The following is a 13959-nucleotide window of genomic DNA, read 5'->3' on the forward strand; positions in this document are numbered from 1 at the left end:
ATGTCTGATCCGTTCTTCACCTTCAAAGCCTCCATCTTTGACACTCTGGAAAAACAAAGCCCGGAGGCTTTCCATGAACTGGTGCACGAGTTTGGCGATGCCAACACTTATCAATACTTGCACAAAGTTCCGTTAGCAGATCTGTTCTCGAAGAGCGGCCTGCTGGATGAACCTCAGACGAGCATCCCGCTGGCCAAGATGATTCATGCTCTGGATGGCAGCCCCACTTATACCCAAGAATGGATTCGAGGGGGAGGGTCGCCATTGATGGCGAGTCAACGAAAATCGACTGTGTTGAGGGCAGTGCCGATCTTGGGCTATCGCTGTTCAATGATCCACTCGGTTAGCCACAACGAGTTTCCGGACGTGACTCCAGCGCAATGGCTCCTTGGCGTTAACCCGGCCATGGCCGCGTCTTCGCTTTTGCGTGGTTTTGCTGATGGGCAACTGCGCGTCTGGCACTTCCGGAAAGGTACGGTTCCGAAGGATCTGATGGAGGCCTTCAGAGATCCCACGGTCGAATACGACATGGCTGATCTCCTGGCTAAGCAGGCGTCTACGGATTGGAGAACCGGTACAGTGTTTAATAATCCTCATTGGTTTGGAGAGGCCCTTTATGCCTTCGTGCACTTCGATCTGACGGGTATGGTCGACGCAATGTGCCGTTCGCAAGCCTTTAGGCAGCTGAAAGAACACCCAATGGGTGTGATGGAAGCCTTTCTTTGGAATGAACTGCAAGAAGTTGAGCCAAAACTGAGCCGGCTTGTCGAGTTTTTCGGCAAGCACCTGGGTGTTGGCGAGCATGACGTACATTTGGACAGAGCCTTGGCCAAGATGTTTAAGGACAAGGACAAGCCCGTGAAAGCGGCCATGAGCACGTTTTTAAAAGATCGCTTCTCTGCTTTGCGCCAGGCCGGCTGTATTGGGTCGTCAGCACCGTGGTTGATGCACGTTTTACCCACAGTCGTGGGTGAGTTGCAGCTGACGCCAGACGAACGTAGCAAGATGAGCAGCGCACTGGCGGAGGATGCCACCGCTGGCCGGCGACTGATGAGTTCTCTACATGCAGAAGGGGGCAAAGCGATTCCCTTTCTGACTGACCTGATGAGCATTAAAGGCCTAACGGCGCTGATGAAAGACGCGTGTTTCACCAGCTACCAGGAAGATCTGGAAGAGCATCGTCATCAACTGTACTACGCCGGCGTAGCCGACCCGCTGTTGCTGAAAATGGATATCGGGACATTGAAAGGGGCAGGGGCGCTCCACGCGATCCTGGACGGCTTCTATGAGGCCTACCCGAAGGTGTGGGGGAAAACGTTGGCGAAACTGGAGAAGGCCAGTGACTACGATTCGTCAGACCTGGCTGTCATTGCCCAGGTCACGGAGCTAGCCACCTGGGCAGGGCAAGCCCTAGCGGCGGAGCCCTGCAGTCAACGTGCTTCGCGTTGGTTTGACCGCCTTAAATCACCAGAAGCGCAGGATGCGTTGCTTCGGCAATTGCCCCCAGACAAGCAGCTTTTCCAGAGACTCGACTCTGACATGCTCGCCCGTAAGTTTTCGAGCGACCTGGGCCTTTGATCGGACAATACTCCGTTATCGTTGACTGAGAAAAATGGGTAGGACTACATTAATTATATGTAGCGTAGTTGGATCCTGATCAATAAAGTGTCGACACATTTATAGTTGTTACTTAAATACACACTGCTGGTGCACTAATTAAAGTGTCGACACTTTTTGGTGGGGCAACATTAGATTAGAGATATTGCGCATCTTTCAAATAAGACTTATAAATTCGGTTGATAATTAAAGAGTGGAGGGTTGAGGTCGATCATTTAATAAAGCATGGCTGTGTTATGTGGTGAAGTTTTCGGCACGTCAAATTATTGAATTCCGTTAATCACAAGGTTGTACAGAGGGTCGACTCATGTTTGACTTCCATCGCAAATCCGATTTAATCGAGATCGACCGCTGTACGACCGCCCTAAGCGTATGCGACGCAAAGTGGTTGGCGATCAGTCGCTCCATGGCCATGATCGAATTCACCCCTGAAGGCGTCATCCTCAACGCCAATGAAAACTTCTGTGCAGCCACGGGCTACTCGCTGGCGGAGATCCAGGGCAAGCATCACCGCATCTTTTGCGAGCAAGACTACATCCGCAGCGTTGAGTACACACGCTTCTGGAAAGATCTGGCACGCGGAGAGCCCGCCAGCGGTACCTTTCTGCGGCTGGACAAAGCGGGTCGGGAAATCTGGCTGGAAGCCAGTTACATGCCGGTCATCGGGAGCAACCAGAAAGTCACCAGAGTCATCAAAATTGCTTCCGATATTTCCCAGAGGGTGGTTAAGGAATACGAAAGCCAAAGTTTCCTGAATGCCATCAGTCGCTCAATGGCCATGATTGAATTTACCCCGCAGGGGAAAGTGATTACCGCTAATGAAAACTTTCTTGCGACGATGGGCTATCAGATCAATGAAATAGTTGGCCAGCACCACAGTATGTTCTGTCGGCGTGGTGAAGGGGAGTCGCCGGAATACAGGGCATTTTGGGCATCCCTGAACCGTGGAGAGTTTCATTCTCGCCGGTTTGAGCGGGTTAACAAGATGGGCCAGGTAGTTTTTCTGGAGGCCTCTTACAACCCGATATTTGATACCAAAGGCCGGCTGTGCAAAGTGGTCAAGTTTGCCAGCGATATCACTAATCAGGTTATCACTCAGCAGACTGCTGCCGAGTCGGCTCATGCGACCTCGGTGCAGAACGATGCATGTGCGAAAAAAGGCTCAAGTGTGGTGCAACAGACGGTGCAGGTTATCGAGGACATTTCAAAGGATCTCAACGAAGCCGCACGCAGTATCGACGCCGTGAGCAAGCAGTCGGATCTGATCGCTAAAATCGTCCAGACCATTCGCGGCATCGCTGACCAGACCAACCTGCTGGCGCTCAATGCCGCCATCGAGGCCGCACGCGCCGGTGAGCACGGGCGCGGATTTGCGGTGGTCGCGGACGAGGTGAGAAGCCTGGCGGCGCGTACCAGCCAGGCGACGGTTGAGATCGTCGACGTGGTGCGTCAAAACCATGAACTGTCGCTCAGTGCGGTCGCCAGCATGAAGGCCAGCTTGAGTCGAACGGGGCAGGGGGTCGAACTGGCCAATGAGGCCGGTGAGGTGATCCTGGAGATCCAGATGGGCTCGCGGCATGTGGTCGATGCCATCAGCCAGATCAATGCGACCTTGCAGCTGAACTGACGTCGCCCTTCACCCATCTGCGCGGGAAGCCTCGTCACTCATGGCGGGGAGGGATAGCGCACACCGAGAAGCGGTGATATGCTCAACCCTGTATAAATAAACAGTACTCACGATGAAGCGCCAACAAGCCTACAAATTCCGACTGGAACCGACTTACGCACAGCAAATCCTGCTCAGGAAATTTGCTGGATGTGTTCGCGTGACTTGGAACAAAGGCCTGTCGCTTCAACAAGCACTGCACGCCGAAGGCCAGAAAAAGCTTGGCTATGCCGGGCTCTGTAGGGAATTGACCGCCTGGCGCAACAGCCCAGAAATGCCCTGGTTAGCCGAGGCGTCCGTCGACATCGAGCAACAGATCCTCAAGGATCTGGAACGTGCCTTCACCAATTTCTTCGAAAAGCGGGCGGACTTTCCTCGTTTCAAGAAGAAAGGCGCTCGCGACAGCTTCAGGTTTCCTCAGCCAAAATCCATCAAACTTGACCAGTCAGGCGAGAGGATTCTGCTACCGAAACTGGGCTGGCTGAGCTATCGCAAAAGCCAGAAGGTTCAGGGACTGGTCAAAAACTGCACCGTGAGCCTCAAGGCGGGCCAATGGTACGTCTCGATCCAGACCGAACGCACGGTGGCGCAAGTGCGCCACCCCGCCGCGTCAGCGGTGGGGATCGACGCCGGCATTGTGCGTTTTGCCACCCTATGGGACGGTCAAGCTGAGCAAGTGATCGAGCCGATCAACAGCTTCAAAAACACGAACATCGACTGGCCAAGGCCCAGCGGCAGATGAGTCGCAAGGTGAAGTACAGCAGCAACTGGAAGCGTGCAAAATTGCGTGTCCAGAAGATCCAAAGCCAGATTGCCAACGTACGAAACGACTTCCTGCACAAAACATCCCACAGCATCAGCAAAAACCACGCGCTGTTGTGTGTTGAAGACCTGCGGATCAGCAACATGAGTCGTTCTGCCAGCGGCACCCTGGAAGAACCAGGTCGAAACGTGCGGGCCAAATCAGGCTTGAATAAGGCGATTCTGGATCAAGGCTGGGGCGAATGGCGCCGACAGCTGGACTACAAGTCGGGCTGGCAAGGCGGTTGGATGGTGGCGGTGCCACCGGCGAATACTAGCCGGGAATGTCCCATCTGTGGCTATATCAGCGCACAAAACCGGAAAAGCCAGAGCGTATTTCTCTGCGTGGCCTGCGGCCACACCGAGAATGCGGATCTGGTCGCCGCAAAAAACATCCGTGGGCGCGGATTAAAGCTGCCCAAAGGTCAGGACATTGGCCGGATAGTCTGTGAAGTGAACGGTGCTGTCAGGCCGTCAGCAGCAGGAACCCGTAGAAGCGATCAGAAAGCACACGCTGCCTGACGCCGCATGGAATCCCCTTCCTTTCCGCCTTCGGCGGCGACCAACAGGTCGAGGTGGGGGAGGATGTCAAATCTACCGAAACAGCGCCCGGTAACACCCAAAAGGCCTAATACAGGAGTCGGGAAGCTTGGGTGACGCCAGCTTCCGGGCCGATACCACCCTAAAGCATGTAGCCGCCGTAGTCCTGCATGTTAATAATCTGCTCGTCGTCCGGGTGCGATTTCACACCAAGCGTATCCGACTTACCGGTAACGCCAAGGCCTTTACCAACCGAGGTCAGCTCGCCGGCGCTGCGCACCTCGAAGCTTTCCAGTGGGCCAGCTATCAAAGCTTCAGCCACCTCCTGATGCACCAGGTTGTTTGGGAACAACACCGGGTAGGCGATGGGGAAGTCGCCGTCCTTGTCCTTGATGAACATCACGTATTTCATTCCGTTACTCTCCGGTTACTCGAACTCGACGCCGAGTTCTTCGCAGCACTGTTCGCACAGGCCCCCGCCGTGGGTTTCGCTGTACTGCAAGGCTGAGGGCTCATGCCACCAGTCGCACTGCACGCAGATCTCGGTATCCACCTCGAGCAGGTCGACCTGCAATTGAGTTTCGTCCATGCCCTCGTCAAGATCCAAGGCTTGGACGGCGTCGCCGACGCTCTTGCAGGTGCCGCGCAGGTACTCACCAATTTCCTCGAGTTTTTCCCGTTCGAGCGTCACTGGCAATTCTCCTGTAGTGCTTCTGGAACTGGGGTGAGCATCAACATGCTGCACGCCGACCTGTACAGCGCTTCGCTGACGTCGCCGGCGTGTAGGCCTTTCCGTGGGAAAGGAAATTGGGCGAACTTACCGCCGCTGTGCTTGACGTGGAGCACGCGCACCGACCCGGCGCCGATTCGACTGCCCTTGATCGATTCTACCACCAGGTCGGGGTGATGCTTCTGCAGCGTGGCAAGAAGATGCCGGGCAAAGTACGCTTCGCTGTTTGTGGTCATGGTCGTTTATCCAATTTCAGATGGAAGTGGATCGAGTCGGTAAAAGGCGAAGCCCTGCAGTTCAAAGAACAGCTCCCCTGAGGTTCCATTCGGTTCAGTGAATGCGGTTGGCCAGAAGGTGGACTGCTCCCGCACATAAGTGCACAGATCCTGAATGAGCGGGCAGTGCTGTCGCAGCTCTTCCAATTCATGCTGACGCAGCGCTGGGCTGAACAACAGCGCCAAAGCCTGTCGCTCGGCCAGCGGTATCTCGGTGAATTCCTGACTGTGACTACTGATCCAGCGAGAAATCATCCGGACGTCTTCATGATGGCGGGCATCGCTCATGTGAAGTTGGGCCACGCGAATTTCATTCGGGTCGACGATAACCCGGCATGCAACGTAGTAGTCACCGTCGGCAAGCGGGGCGCTGGCGTTCTCCAGGGCCAATTCAGGGGTCGCACTGGCATAAATGGCGTGCCGGCGCGATGGCATCGAATCCGGGCGCAGCCACTCCCACAGGTTATCGACCACGAAAGGTACGTTACTGGGAATTCGCAAGGTACTCTGGCGGCGGTAGCCTTCGGCGGATTTGGCCAGCTTGCTTTTCGGGACGGCGCGGAACAATTCAATAGTCATTGGTGGTTATCCTGCCTGAGTTTCGGTGGGACGCGCTTCGACAGAGGGGTTTCTCAGCAAGCTGGAAGGGCAATCTGTCGATGGACGCCAGTTTTTGGCACCTGGGAAGCGCCAGAAGGCCTCGCGTGGGCCATCGATCTTGATCCAGGCCACTCGATCACTGCCGGGGGAGCGCATCACGTGTGTGGTGCCCTCAGGAGCCTGTGACCAATCAGCCTCGGGGCGCCGTTTTTTGGCTTCGTCCTTGGCAATCCATTCGTGACCAGCCGCAGTCAGTTCGTAGCGATGATCAATCAGACCGCGTTGAGCCAATCCGGTGAGGGTGCCATTGCGACCCCCGTACTCGCTGCGGCCATTGCAACCATGATAACCGCCGCGACCTGCGGCAATGTCCAACATGACCTGTTTCATTAACTCGGACAAAGGCCGTGCTTTTTGTGTAATGCTCATCGCAAAATCCTTCCTTGCTAAATTTTGTCGCTGACCAAATTAATTGAGGTTAATTGTCTCGATTAACTGGAGCGTTGAGCGCCCACCTCGGAAAATTCGGCGAGGTTCAATCGGCGCTTTGATATCCGCGTAGTTTGCTTCCAGATAGGTCGGGAAGTCGTACCACTGTGGGTTTCGCTCCAGGTTGATCGCATGCTTCTTGTCGCTTTTTTGCCAGCACCACAAGCAGTTACCTTCTTCCTCGCCGGCCAGCTGCAGGTCAAAGGGTTGATCCGCCCACCAGTCCAGGACTTCCTGCTTAGTCGTTGGCCACCAGTGGGCCATCGGGTAGACGATGTTGGAATCTTTGCCGAGACGCTTTGGTTCGTCCCCACGGATACCCACTGCAGACTTCCCTTCGAACCCGATGCTGCGGATGTAGCTGTACATTGGGTTGATTTTCAGCTCGCGAGTGCAGTGCGGGTACATCTTGCTCGGAAGGCCGTACTTCTTCACCACATCTTCGAACGGGCCGCCCATGCCGCTGCGCTTGGCGGTGGCGTAGTCGACGATCTTGTGAGTACAGGCCCGGCGCTCACCGTGATGAACCTCAGCCTCGACCCACACGATTGGCATGTCCCAATGTTCCTGGCAATCCTTGACGAACTCCAGGGTGGCCGGGTGCTCCTCACCAGTGTTCGAAAACACGAAAGGAATGTTGACGCCGGGAAACGCCAGTTGGATCAGACGGGCCATCATCATGGAGGTGCGGCCACCTGAAGCGGACACCCAGAATGGAGTCGTGATAGGGGGCAGCGGGTAAGCACTAGCCATGGGTAAGTCCTTTCATCGTTGATGGCATTTTATAGTCAAAGTTTAGAGCACCTGATGTGGCGTGACAATTTTTATTTGATGTTGACAGATATTGGTTGCAGGCCTATAGTGGCTGATTGCTTAAATTAAGAACAAGGAATAGTGCCATGATGGCCCTGAACGTAGAAAACACCCAAGTTACACCTCATCACCCATCCTCCGCCCAGGTAATCTGCCGTGGCTGCGATGAGCTGGTTAAACCAGTGCTGATGGCCCGGACGTCCGTGTCGACCCGCAGCAACATCCCAGGCGTGTTCGGCCAAACCAAGCAGATCCCATGCTGCCCAAAATGCAGCCAGCGCAACCCATGATTCACCTGACCGGGATGGTGCGCAAAAGAACGCCTTACCCGCCTGGCCAGGGGGCGGTTTTCGAAAACAGGGCGACCTCAACCTCGCCCTTTTTTGTGCCTCCTGTTTTTGCCGCCTAACGGCCATAAACAATTATCATATATTGTCGTTTGTGACAGTTTTAACTATACTTCCTGTCACAGTGAAACCTGGCATCGGGTTTCTGGTAACTGCGCAGGGAAAAGCGATGTCCTACAACGTCGAAAAAATACATGGTTGCACCATGATCAGTGGGCCGGTGCCCGTTACTGACATGGTCAAGTTGATGGCGCCGCCGTCCGACGAGCACTGGATCCTTGATCCAAATCTGGCATTGAAGTTGGGCGCCACGCTGATTTTTGGCCCTAAAGACAACCTCAAGCGGATGGCCGCTTCTGCCGAAGTCAAAGCCCGTATCCACGAGCATCAGTCAAAGCTGCTCGATGGCGTGCACGTGTCCGATCAGGCCTTTGCCTGGCTAGTTGGCGGGGAGAGGGGCAAGAGCTCGGACAGCATGTTCGGCTTTCTGACTGGCGTTAAGGTCATGCAGCACGGCGCTCACCCTGTGGATGCCGCCGATTTCCGTCGTTGCCGGCTGTTGCTCGAGCAGGTACCGGAGTTCAATGACAGAAGGCAGGCCCTGACTGAACTGAGTGACGTGTGGGGCGGCCTGGTCGCAAAATGGGATGACCTCTGCGCCATGATGGATGCCGAGGCTCCTGCGTGGCGAGAGAAGCTGGGATGTGCGTCCAGCACCAACCAGGCGATAAAACAAATCTCCACGAGCAGGGGGCAATGATGGAAGCTGTAACACCTTTTGGCCAGGAACTGCGTCTGCAGCGTAACCGCAGGGGCCTGCTGCTCAAAGACCTTGCGGAAAAGATGGACATCTCTGCCGCCTACCTTTCGACCATCGAAACAGGGGTCAAGGTGCTGACGGAGAAGTTCGCGATGCAGTGCATCGATGCCATGGAGGTCTTGATGGATTCGACATTTGACCGCGATAAGCTGTTGATCGCGGCCTACGCTTCGCTGCAAAGCTTTGATGTCCGCACCCTGTCGGCGCCCGATAAGGCCCGTATCGGCATGGAGATCAATCGACTGAGGAAAGGCCTGACTTCCTCGTGAGATTGACGACCTGAAACGGACGTTGCAACAATCAATCCCCAGCCTTTGCTGGGGATTTTCGTTTGTGAGGGCCTTTTGCTTGGGTGATCAGAATCGGCATGCAGGCTTGTACAGAGCGGCAGATCAGACATTTATAATGAATTGCCGTGATGGGCGTGTTCCGTCGACGATTATTCGGTACATTGAAGGGAGGGTCGAGTCCTGATCGGCAGGCTATTGTCGTGACGTGCGTATGACCTTTCAGTCTGCAACCGTCCCTCAAGGTCGCCCTATGATGAGCAACAAAGAACAGCAAAGTGGAACCACCAAGGTGTTGAGTCACACCAGCCCGGATATGCCCCGTGTCGAGCGTGTCGAGGACGCCGGTGCCCCCAAAGTGCTTCGTGCCGCACAATTGGATCGAGATGCTCGTTTCTTCCTGCGCCTGAACCACCTGATCCCGAAATCGGTGACGGCCAGCACCTCGATCAAACACATGCGCAAGAGTTGGAGTCTGGCCGCTCAGGCACTCGGCAGCCGTCCGGACGTTGCCACGGTGACCAACATTGAGATCCAAGGGCCCAATGGGCCGATTGCGCTCCGCCTGTTCACCCCGACGATGACCGATCAACTATTGCCCGCGTTTGCCTGGTGCTTTGGCGGTGGTTTCATCATCGGTGATCTTGAGACCGCCGAGTCGGTTTGTCGCAACATTGCCATAGCCGCCAACTGCATCACCGTCGGCATCAACTACCGGCTGGCGCCGGAGTACGAAATCACCGCCAGCCGCCAGGATGTGCTGGCCGCGATGGAGTGGCTGGTTGCGCACGGCAAGCAGTATGGCATCGACACCTCGCGCCTGGCCCTCGGCGGTGACTCTGCCGGTGGCAACCTCACTGCGGTGGTGAGCCAGGAACTGCGCCAGCGGGGCGGCCTGGAACTGAAGCTGCAGGTGTTGGTGTATCCGGCGACCGAGTTGGCGGCCAAGTTCCCTTCGTTTGACGAAAACATCCACGGCGATTACATGCTCAACGCGGACGCGTTCGCGAACATTGAGATGCACCTCATTCCGGCGATGATCAATGCCGACCCTGAATTACCCTGGTTCTCACCGCGTCGTTGTGAAGATATGTCCGGACTGCCACCGGCGATGGTCATCACTGCAGGCTTCGATCCTATCCGCGACCATGGTATCGATTATGCCGCACGCTTGCGGCGGGCTAATGTGCCTGTCGAGCTGGTGCATTACGCCGGCCTGTTCCATGGGTTCATCAACCTGGACAACCTGATCATGGGGAGCCGGGACGCTTTGACCAGAATCAGTGAGTCTTTGGTGAATGCCTTCCGCCTTGAGCGCATGGCGAACCGCACCATTGAAGTGTCCGATGCCGAAAATCAGACCAACCTCGTGGGGGCTCTGGTAGGGGAGCTGGCGGAGTCTTCTGCGGCTGTGCTGGAGATGGCCGCAGGCTGGCGCGAAAGGGCTCTGGATGCGATGCCACGTCGCTTCAGCCGCTACTTGCGCCTGATCCTGGCGCCGACACTGGGCGCCAGCGATCTGATGCACCAGCTCGGCGAGAAGGCTCTGTGCAACTTGGCCTGCGTGCTGACTTATTCAGATGGCGATGACGGTGTTTCGTCTTCCTCGACGACGTCGTAGCGAATCGAGCCGCTGATGTCGCCACTGCTGAAGCCACCGGTTGCTGGGTGGCCGGGGCCGAACTTTGAACGAAAGCCCTGGCGTGATTCTTCCGCGATCCATTCTTCCCTTGTGACCTTTTTGGTTCCAAAGGCAGGATGGGTGAGGTAATAGGTCGGTTTTCTGGTGTCGGTGCTGTTTGGGCTCATTATTTTTTCTCCGGTGGATAGCTGTGCAAGAATAGCTGCTCGTTGTTTTTCAGTTCATGCAGGATGAAAAAGCGGTATTCACTGGTCATTCCGCTCATGAAAGACAACAGATTGCGCTCGTGCACGGTCACAAACGTTTGTGCCATGTGGCCGCCGAGTCGTTCCCCGAACAGATAAGTCAGCAGGTGAATGTTGATGTGGCTGTTTAGCTTCTGCAGTTGAATGACCTGGTCGCAGAACTGGAAAGTTCCGTCGCCTTTCAGGCGATCACGGTAGGCCTTGATGTCTGTCTTGGCGGCGGCTGAGAACAGTTCGTATCGGCTCATCTCAGACATCGTTATTCCCCCGTGGGTGCTTGAGGGACGGCAACCGCTTCAACGAGGACTTCCCATGCCTTGGTGTTCACCAGCACTTTCCAGGCTTCGTTGGTCGGTTCAATGAGGGTCATATTGTTCAAGTGAACGACAAATGCCCGTACGGTCTTGGCCTGATCCTGGAGGCGTTCCACGAGCTGGTAAGCCCGCACTCGCTCAACTGGGAGGTCGCGGCGATCAAACAGCAGCCGGGTCTTCTCAACTTGGCAATCATGGTTTGCCTGCCAATGTTGAGTCGCGGCTTTTTGCTCCAAGAACTGATCTTTGAACGACTCTGCCAGTTTGCAGGCTTCGAGCCCTTTGACCTGCTGCTCAAGCAACGCGTCTTGCGATTGAGCGAGTTGTAGCTCGAGTTCTCTTACTCGATGCTCCAGGCGCTCTTTTTCGATCTCGTCCATAGCCATCGTGTTTCCTTAATCGTGTCAGCCAACTGATGGCGGTATAGCTGGAGTATATCGAGATAACGAATGATGTCAATTGATAGTCATTGGTTAGCATAGCCAATCGAACCGTAGGGGGAATGTGTACATGATCTTATTTTGATGGCAGAATATGAGCCAATATCCACACGAAAAGACTGAAAACTCATGGAAGATTCGGCGACCATCAACAACGTTTTCTTTGCTAAGCGGTTTGGTGAGAGATTCACCCAAAACTATGCTGACATCTATGCTGACGTGCCTGGGACAACTGTCATCTTTGAGTTCGGCAACCTTTCGGACGATCAGGTTTTAGAGCTTTTTTCCAGCCTCAAGGAAATTGTGTGCCCTGCGGGCACGCTTTGCATGCTTAATATTGCTTTTGTGTTGCCAACGAATGAGCTGATCGAGAAATGGGCGCCGACCCTACTGCCAATCGTGGAGGCGCATAAGATTGATGGTCACCGGCTCCCGCTGGGTACTGTCATCGCCACGTTCTTCCGACAGGCAGAAGAAACATGGTCTTCCCCAGGCTATAAACTGCTGAGGTCTGGAGAGGACGTCATTAGCGTTCGAACAGACTACCAAGCCTCACAGGTCGTTTCGAGGTGGAGTCACTTACTTCGGGTCTCGCTTTATGACCACCTGGTGTTACGGTCGTCCAATCCCATTTACGCTGCATCTAGCAAAAAATCTGACGTGAGATTGGCGCAGTATAGGGAACAACGCTCCCGGTGATATGCAATAAAAACCGCCCGGAGGCGGCTTTTTGTATGATGCATCTCAGGGAGCGGGGGAGAATTCCTCGTCCGTGATTGTTCGAATGGCCTGCGCCGACAACTGTTCAACGTGCTTGATCTGTTCCTGGCTCTGCCAAGGCAGCAGATCACCGCCCAGCTTGGTGAAGGTACGCAGGTAGCGAACGTACTCACTGTCAACGCGGCCCTCGACTTCCGGCCCGTTCTTGCCGTGATCAATCAAGTGTTGGCGGTTGCGCCGGTATTTATCGTATTCGTTGATGGTCATCAGCGAGGTCATGCCGTACTTGGTCTCACCAAAGCCCCACAGCGGTTGATGCATCACTTGCAGGATATGGTTGCCCATTTTGTGCTTTGCCTCGATGCCCGTATCGTGGCTGAGGCCTGTGTGCATGGCATGATGGTCGAGAGGGCCGGGCTCTTGCAGTTGGGCTTCGAACACGCGATTGCAGATCAGTTGGAGGTCGTGATCGGTGCCTTTGACAAAGCCGAACAGGGCGTAGCTGCACTGACCTTCCGGAGTGTCCGGGAGAGGTGTCTTGACCAGGGCAATTTCGCCGGCTGGGATGTTCAGTTGCGGAATGCTGAACACTTGGCGTGTGAGCACTTCGTTGAAAGTCAGCGCGGACAGTGGGGAGGGGCGGTAGGCCTCCCAAGAGCCCTCATCCACCTCGCGGGCAGCCAAGGTGTTCTTCAGGTCGATCAACCGCACCAGGCCACCTTCAACGGCTGGGTCGATGATGATTTGGTGGGCACTGAAGTCAGGCAGGTCGCGATCCATCGTCACCACGCCGGCAACAGTCGTCATGCCTGGCTCTGAACACATCTTTGGATCAACTACAGCAAATTGAATTTTCAATGGGAAATTCCTCGTCATTGTTTCCAGTGTAGAGGTGCCGACATTGGCCATTCAACAGATGCGCTCTGGAAGTACAGGGGAATGCCAAAGTAGTTGCGCCAACAAAAGAAACTACTGAGAATGGCTCCAGTTGCACCATCACCTGCGCTTAAAGCGAGGATCTCCCCATGTCCAAAGAAATGACCGAAGTTGTCGCAACTGCAGAACAGCCCAAGTCGTGGTTCGGCCACGACAGCGTTTTGGTTCCAGTGGTAACTGCTGCCTACATGGGGGCTGTCACCCAGTTGGGCCTGTTGATTGAACACCCGACGCTGGAAGCCAAGGTTTGTCTGATCATTGCCATACTTGCACCACTGGTTTTCCCTGTCGGTGCTATGTGTGAGGAGCTCTCGGAAAAATGGAAAAAGCGAAAAGCGTGACCATGGAATATGCGGAGAAGGTCAAAGCCCTTCGGGACTGGAGTGGGGAAGTTGTGTCTGAGGTTCGCAGGGCGCTGAAAACCTGCGATGAAGACCTCTTTGTGGCTGCCGGGCTCCTGCGCTATGAAGGCTGCCTGGTTAGCTCACCGAACCCAAACTGGGCGCTCGACAAGGCCAAAGCCAACGCTGCTGACTTTGTTCTGAGCGATGAAGGTAAGTTGGTGTACAAGCCAAAACCAGTTTCGTCCCCGCGATTGAGTGTTTCCAGGCCGGTGGTAGAAGACTCAAAATTCCCTGGCGAACGCTAGAAGGCTCCCTGCTCGATGACGGCCAGCC

18 protein-coding genes and 3 pseudogenes are annotated in these 13959 nt (G+C 55.1%); 11 read left to right on the top strand and 10 right to left on the bottom strand.

The features are described from left to right. The 4 genes and pseudogenes from NQL71_RS36155 (at position 1) to NQL71_RS36165 (ending at position 4606) form a co-directional block, all read left to right on the top strand. Complete coding sequence (locus NQL71_RS36155) at positions 1-1578, top strand: hypothetical protein (protein ID WP_274644418.1); 1578 nt, start codon at positions 1-3, stop codon at positions 1576-1578. 451 nt (positions 1579-2029) lie between these two features. Then, positions 2030-2659, top strand: a pseudogene (locus tag NQL71_RS36975) (PAS domain-containing protein); the annotation flags it as partial. A gap of 168 nt (positions 2660-2827) precedes the next feature. Further along, a pseudogene (locus NQL71_RS36980) lies at positions 2828-3244 on the top strand (methyl-accepting chemotaxis protein); the annotation flags it as partial. A 112-nt stretch (positions 3245-3356) separates the two neighbouring features. Next, positions 3357-4606: pseudogene (locus NQL71_RS36165) on the top strand (RNA-guided endonuclease InsQ/TnpB family protein). Positions 4607-4766: 160 nt separating this feature from the next. Here NQL71_RS36165 and NQL71_RS36170 read toward each other — a convergent pair. The 6 genes from NQL71_RS36170 to NQL71_RS36195 are packed head-to-tail and all read right to left on the bottom strand — an operon-like array spanning position 4767 to position 7471. Beyond that, positions 4767-5036 (bottom strand): hypothetical protein, encoded by a 270-nt coding sequence (locus NQL71_RS36170; RefSeq protein WP_274644420.1) that lies wholly within the window; start codon positions 5034-5036, stop codon positions 4767-4769. 15 nt (positions 5037-5051) lie between these two features. Further along, the gene (locus NQL71_RS36175) at positions 5052-5315 is read right to left on the bottom strand and encodes a hypothetical protein (protein WP_274644421.1); all 264 of its coding nucleotides are present in this window, start codon (positions 5313-5315) and stop codon (positions 5052-5054) included. Beyond that, the gene (locus tag NQL71_RS36180) at positions 5312-5590 is read right to left on the bottom strand and encodes a hypothetical protein (RefSeq protein WP_274644422.1); all 279 of its coding nucleotides are present in this window, start codon (positions 5588-5590) and stop codon (positions 5312-5314) included. The genes NQL71_RS36175 and NQL71_RS36180 overlap by 4 nt, the downstream gene beginning before the upstream one ends. 6 nt (positions 5591-5596) lie before the next feature. Continuing rightward, on the bottom strand, positions 5597-6208 hold the full coding sequence (locus NQL71_RS36185; RefSeq protein WP_274644423.1) for a hypothetical protein: 612 nt from the start codon (positions 6206-6208) through the stop codon (positions 5597-5599). Positions 6209-6214: 6 nt separating this feature from the next. Continuing rightward, a complete protein-coding gene (locus NQL71_RS36190) occupies positions 6215-6658 on the bottom strand; it encodes a hypothetical protein (RefSeq protein ID WP_274644424.1) in 444 nt (147 codons plus the stop codon). A 39-nt stretch (positions 6659-6697) separates the two neighbouring features. After that, positions 6698-7471 carry a phosphoadenosine phosphosulfate reductase domain-containing protein gene (locus tag NQL71_RS36195; protein WP_274644425.1) on the bottom strand — a complete coding sequence of 258 codons (774 nt, stop codon included), beginning with the start codon at positions 7469-7471 and terminating at the stop codon, positions 6698-6700. 146 nt (positions 7472-7617) lie between these two features. On the opposite strand from NQL71_RS36195, the gene NQL71_RS36200 reads away from it, so the two are divergent. The 4 genes from NQL71_RS36200 (at position 7618) to NQL71_RS36215 (ending at position 10606) form a co-directional block, all read left to right on the top strand. Beyond that, positions 7618-7821: a hypothetical protein gene (locus tag NQL71_RS36200; RefSeq protein ID WP_274644426.1), complete on the top strand. Its 204-nt coding sequence runs from the start codon at positions 7618-7620 to the stop codon at positions 7819-7821. Between the two features lie 226 nt (positions 7822-8047). Further along, on the top strand, positions 8048-8638 hold the full coding sequence (locus NQL71_RS36205) for a hypothetical protein (RefSeq protein WP_274644427.1): 591 nt from the start codon (positions 8048-8050) through the stop codon (positions 8636-8638). After that, positions 8635-8967, top strand: a complete 333-nt coding sequence (locus NQL71_RS36210) for a helix-turn-helix domain-containing protein (protein ID WP_274644428.1) — start codon at positions 8635-8637, stop codon at positions 8965-8967. The genes NQL71_RS36205 and NQL71_RS36210 overlap by 4 nt, the downstream gene beginning before the upstream one ends. A gap of 274 nt (positions 8968-9241) precedes the next feature. Beyond that, the gene (locus NQL71_RS36215; protein WP_274644429.1) at positions 9242-10606 is read left to right on the top strand and encodes an alpha/beta hydrolase; all 1365 of its coding nucleotides are present in this window, start codon (positions 9242-9244) and stop codon (positions 10604-10606) included. Here the strand turns inward: NQL71_RS36215 and NQL71_RS36220 are convergent. The 3 genes from NQL71_RS36220 to NQL71_RS36230 are packed head-to-tail and all read right to left on the bottom strand — an operon-like array spanning position 10558 to position 11566. Further along, positions 10558-10794 carry a hypothetical protein gene (locus tag NQL71_RS36220; RefSeq protein WP_274644430.1) on the bottom strand — a complete coding sequence of 79 codons (237 nt, stop codon included), beginning with the start codon at positions 10792-10794 and terminating at the stop codon, positions 10558-10560. The two genes, NQL71_RS36215 and NQL71_RS36220, sit on opposite strands and share 49 nt — an antisense overlap. Further along, positions 10794-11120 carry a hypothetical protein gene (locus NQL71_RS36225; protein ID WP_274644431.1) on the bottom strand — a complete coding sequence of 109 codons (327 nt, stop codon included), beginning with the start codon at positions 11118-11120 and terminating at the stop codon, positions 10794-10796. The genes NQL71_RS36220 and NQL71_RS36225 overlap by 1 nt, the downstream gene beginning before the upstream one ends. A gap of 11 nt (positions 11121-11131) precedes the next feature. Then, on the bottom strand, positions 11132-11566 hold the full coding sequence (locus NQL71_RS36230) for a hypothetical protein (protein ID WP_274644432.1): 435 nt from the start codon (positions 11564-11566) through the stop codon (positions 11132-11134). A 189-nt stretch (positions 11567-11755) separates the two neighbouring features. Between NQL71_RS36230 and NQL71_RS36235 the strand changes: the two genes are divergently transcribed. After that, a complete protein-coding gene (locus NQL71_RS36235) occupies positions 11756-12325 on the top strand; it encodes a hypothetical protein (protein WP_274644433.1) in 570 nt (189 codons plus the stop codon). 45 nt (positions 12326-12370) lie between these two features. On the opposite strand, the gene NQL71_RS36240 is transcribed toward NQL71_RS36235, so the two are convergent. Continuing rightward, entirely contained in the window at positions 12371-13153 is a 783-nt protein-coding gene (locus NQL71_RS36240) for a hypothetical protein (RefSeq protein ID WP_274644434.1), read from the bottom strand. Between the two features lie 218 nt (positions 13154-13371). On the opposite strand from NQL71_RS36240, the gene NQL71_RS36245 reads away from it, so the two are divergent. Next, entirely contained in the window at positions 13372-13623 is a 252-nt protein-coding gene (locus NQL71_RS36245) for a hypothetical protein (RefSeq protein ID WP_274644435.1), read from the top strand. Beyond that, positions 13602-13931, top strand: coding sequence for a hypothetical protein (locus NQL71_RS36250; protein WP_274644436.1), 330 nt, complete (start codon positions 13602-13604; stop codon positions 13929-13931). The genes NQL71_RS36245 and NQL71_RS36250 overlap by 22 nt, the downstream gene beginning before the upstream one ends. Positions 13932-13959: the final 28 nt, after the last annotated feature.

The sequence above is a fragment of the Pseudomonas serbica genome (genome assembly GCF_028823535.1).
Lineage (GTDB): Bacteria > Pseudomonadota > Gammaproteobacteria > Pseudomonadales > Pseudomonadaceae > Aquipseudomonas > Aquipseudomonas serbica.

Excerpts from the sequence above, each read along its gene's own strand:
- NQL71_RS36155 (WP_274644418.1), top strand. The coding sequence starts at position 1 with ATGTCTGATCCGTTCTTCACCTTCAAAGCCTCCATCTTTGACACTCTG.
- NQL71_RS36170 (WP_274644420.1), bottom strand. The coding sequence starts at position 5,036 with ATGAAATACGTGATGTTCATCAAGGACAAGGACGGCGACTTCCCCATC.
- NQL71_RS36180 (WP_274644422.1), bottom strand. The coding sequence starts at position 5,590 with ATGACCACAAACAGCGAAGCGTACTTTGCCCGGCATCTTCTTGCCACG.
- NQL71_RS36185 (WP_274644423.1), bottom strand. The coding sequence starts at position 6,208 with ATGACTATTGAATTGTTCCGCGCCGTCCCGAAAAGCAAGCTGGCCAAA.
- NQL71_RS36190 (WP_274644424.1), bottom strand. The coding sequence starts at position 6,658 with ATGAGCATTACACAAAAAGCACGGCCTTTGTCCGAGTTAATGAAACAG.
- NQL71_RS36195 (WP_274644425.1), bottom strand. The coding sequence starts at position 7,471 with ATGGCTAGTGCTTACCCGCTGCCCCCTATCACGACTCCATTCTGGGTG.
- NQL71_RS36200 (WP_274644426.1), top strand. The coding sequence starts at position 7,618 with ATGATGGCCCTGAACGTAGAAAACACCCAAGTTACACCTCATCACCCA.
- NQL71_RS36205 (WP_274644427.1), top strand. The coding sequence starts at position 8,048 with ATGTCCTACAACGTCGAAAAAATACATGGTTGCACCATGATCAGTGGG.
- NQL71_RS36210 (WP_274644428.1), top strand. The coding sequence starts at position 8,635 with ATGATGGAAGCTGTAACACCTTTTGGCCAGGAACTGCGTCTGCAGCGT.
- NQL71_RS36215 (WP_274644429.1), top strand. The coding sequence starts at position 9,242 with ATGAGCAACAAAGAACAGCAAAGTGGAACCACCAAGGTGTTGAGTCAC.
- NQL71_RS36220 (WP_274644430.1), bottom strand. The coding sequence starts at position 10,794 with ATGAGCCCAAACAGCACCGACACCAGAAAACCGACCTATTACCTCACC.
- NQL71_RS36225 (WP_274644431.1), bottom strand. The coding sequence starts at position 11,120 with ATGAGCCGATACGAACTGTTCTCAGCCGCCGCCAAGACAGACATCAAG.
- NQL71_RS36230 (WP_274644432.1), bottom strand. The coding sequence starts at position 11,566 with ATGGACGAGATCGAAAAAGAGCGCCTGGAGCATCGAGTAAGAGAACTC.
- NQL71_RS36235 (WP_274644433.1), top strand. The coding sequence starts at position 11,756 with ATGGAAGATTCGGCGACCATCAACAACGTTTTCTTTGCTAAGCGGTTT.
- NQL71_RS36240 (WP_274644434.1), bottom strand. The coding sequence starts at position 13,153 with ATGACGACTGTTGCCGGCGTGGTGACGATGGATCGCGACCTGCCTGAC.
- NQL71_RS36245 (WP_274644435.1), top strand. The coding sequence starts at position 13,372 with ATGTCCAAAGAAATGACCGAAGTTGTCGCAACTGCAGAACAGCCCAAG.
- NQL71_RS36250 (WP_274644436.1), top strand. The coding sequence starts at position 13,602 with ATGGAAAAAGCGAAAAGCGTGACCATGGAATATGCGGAGAAGGTCAAA.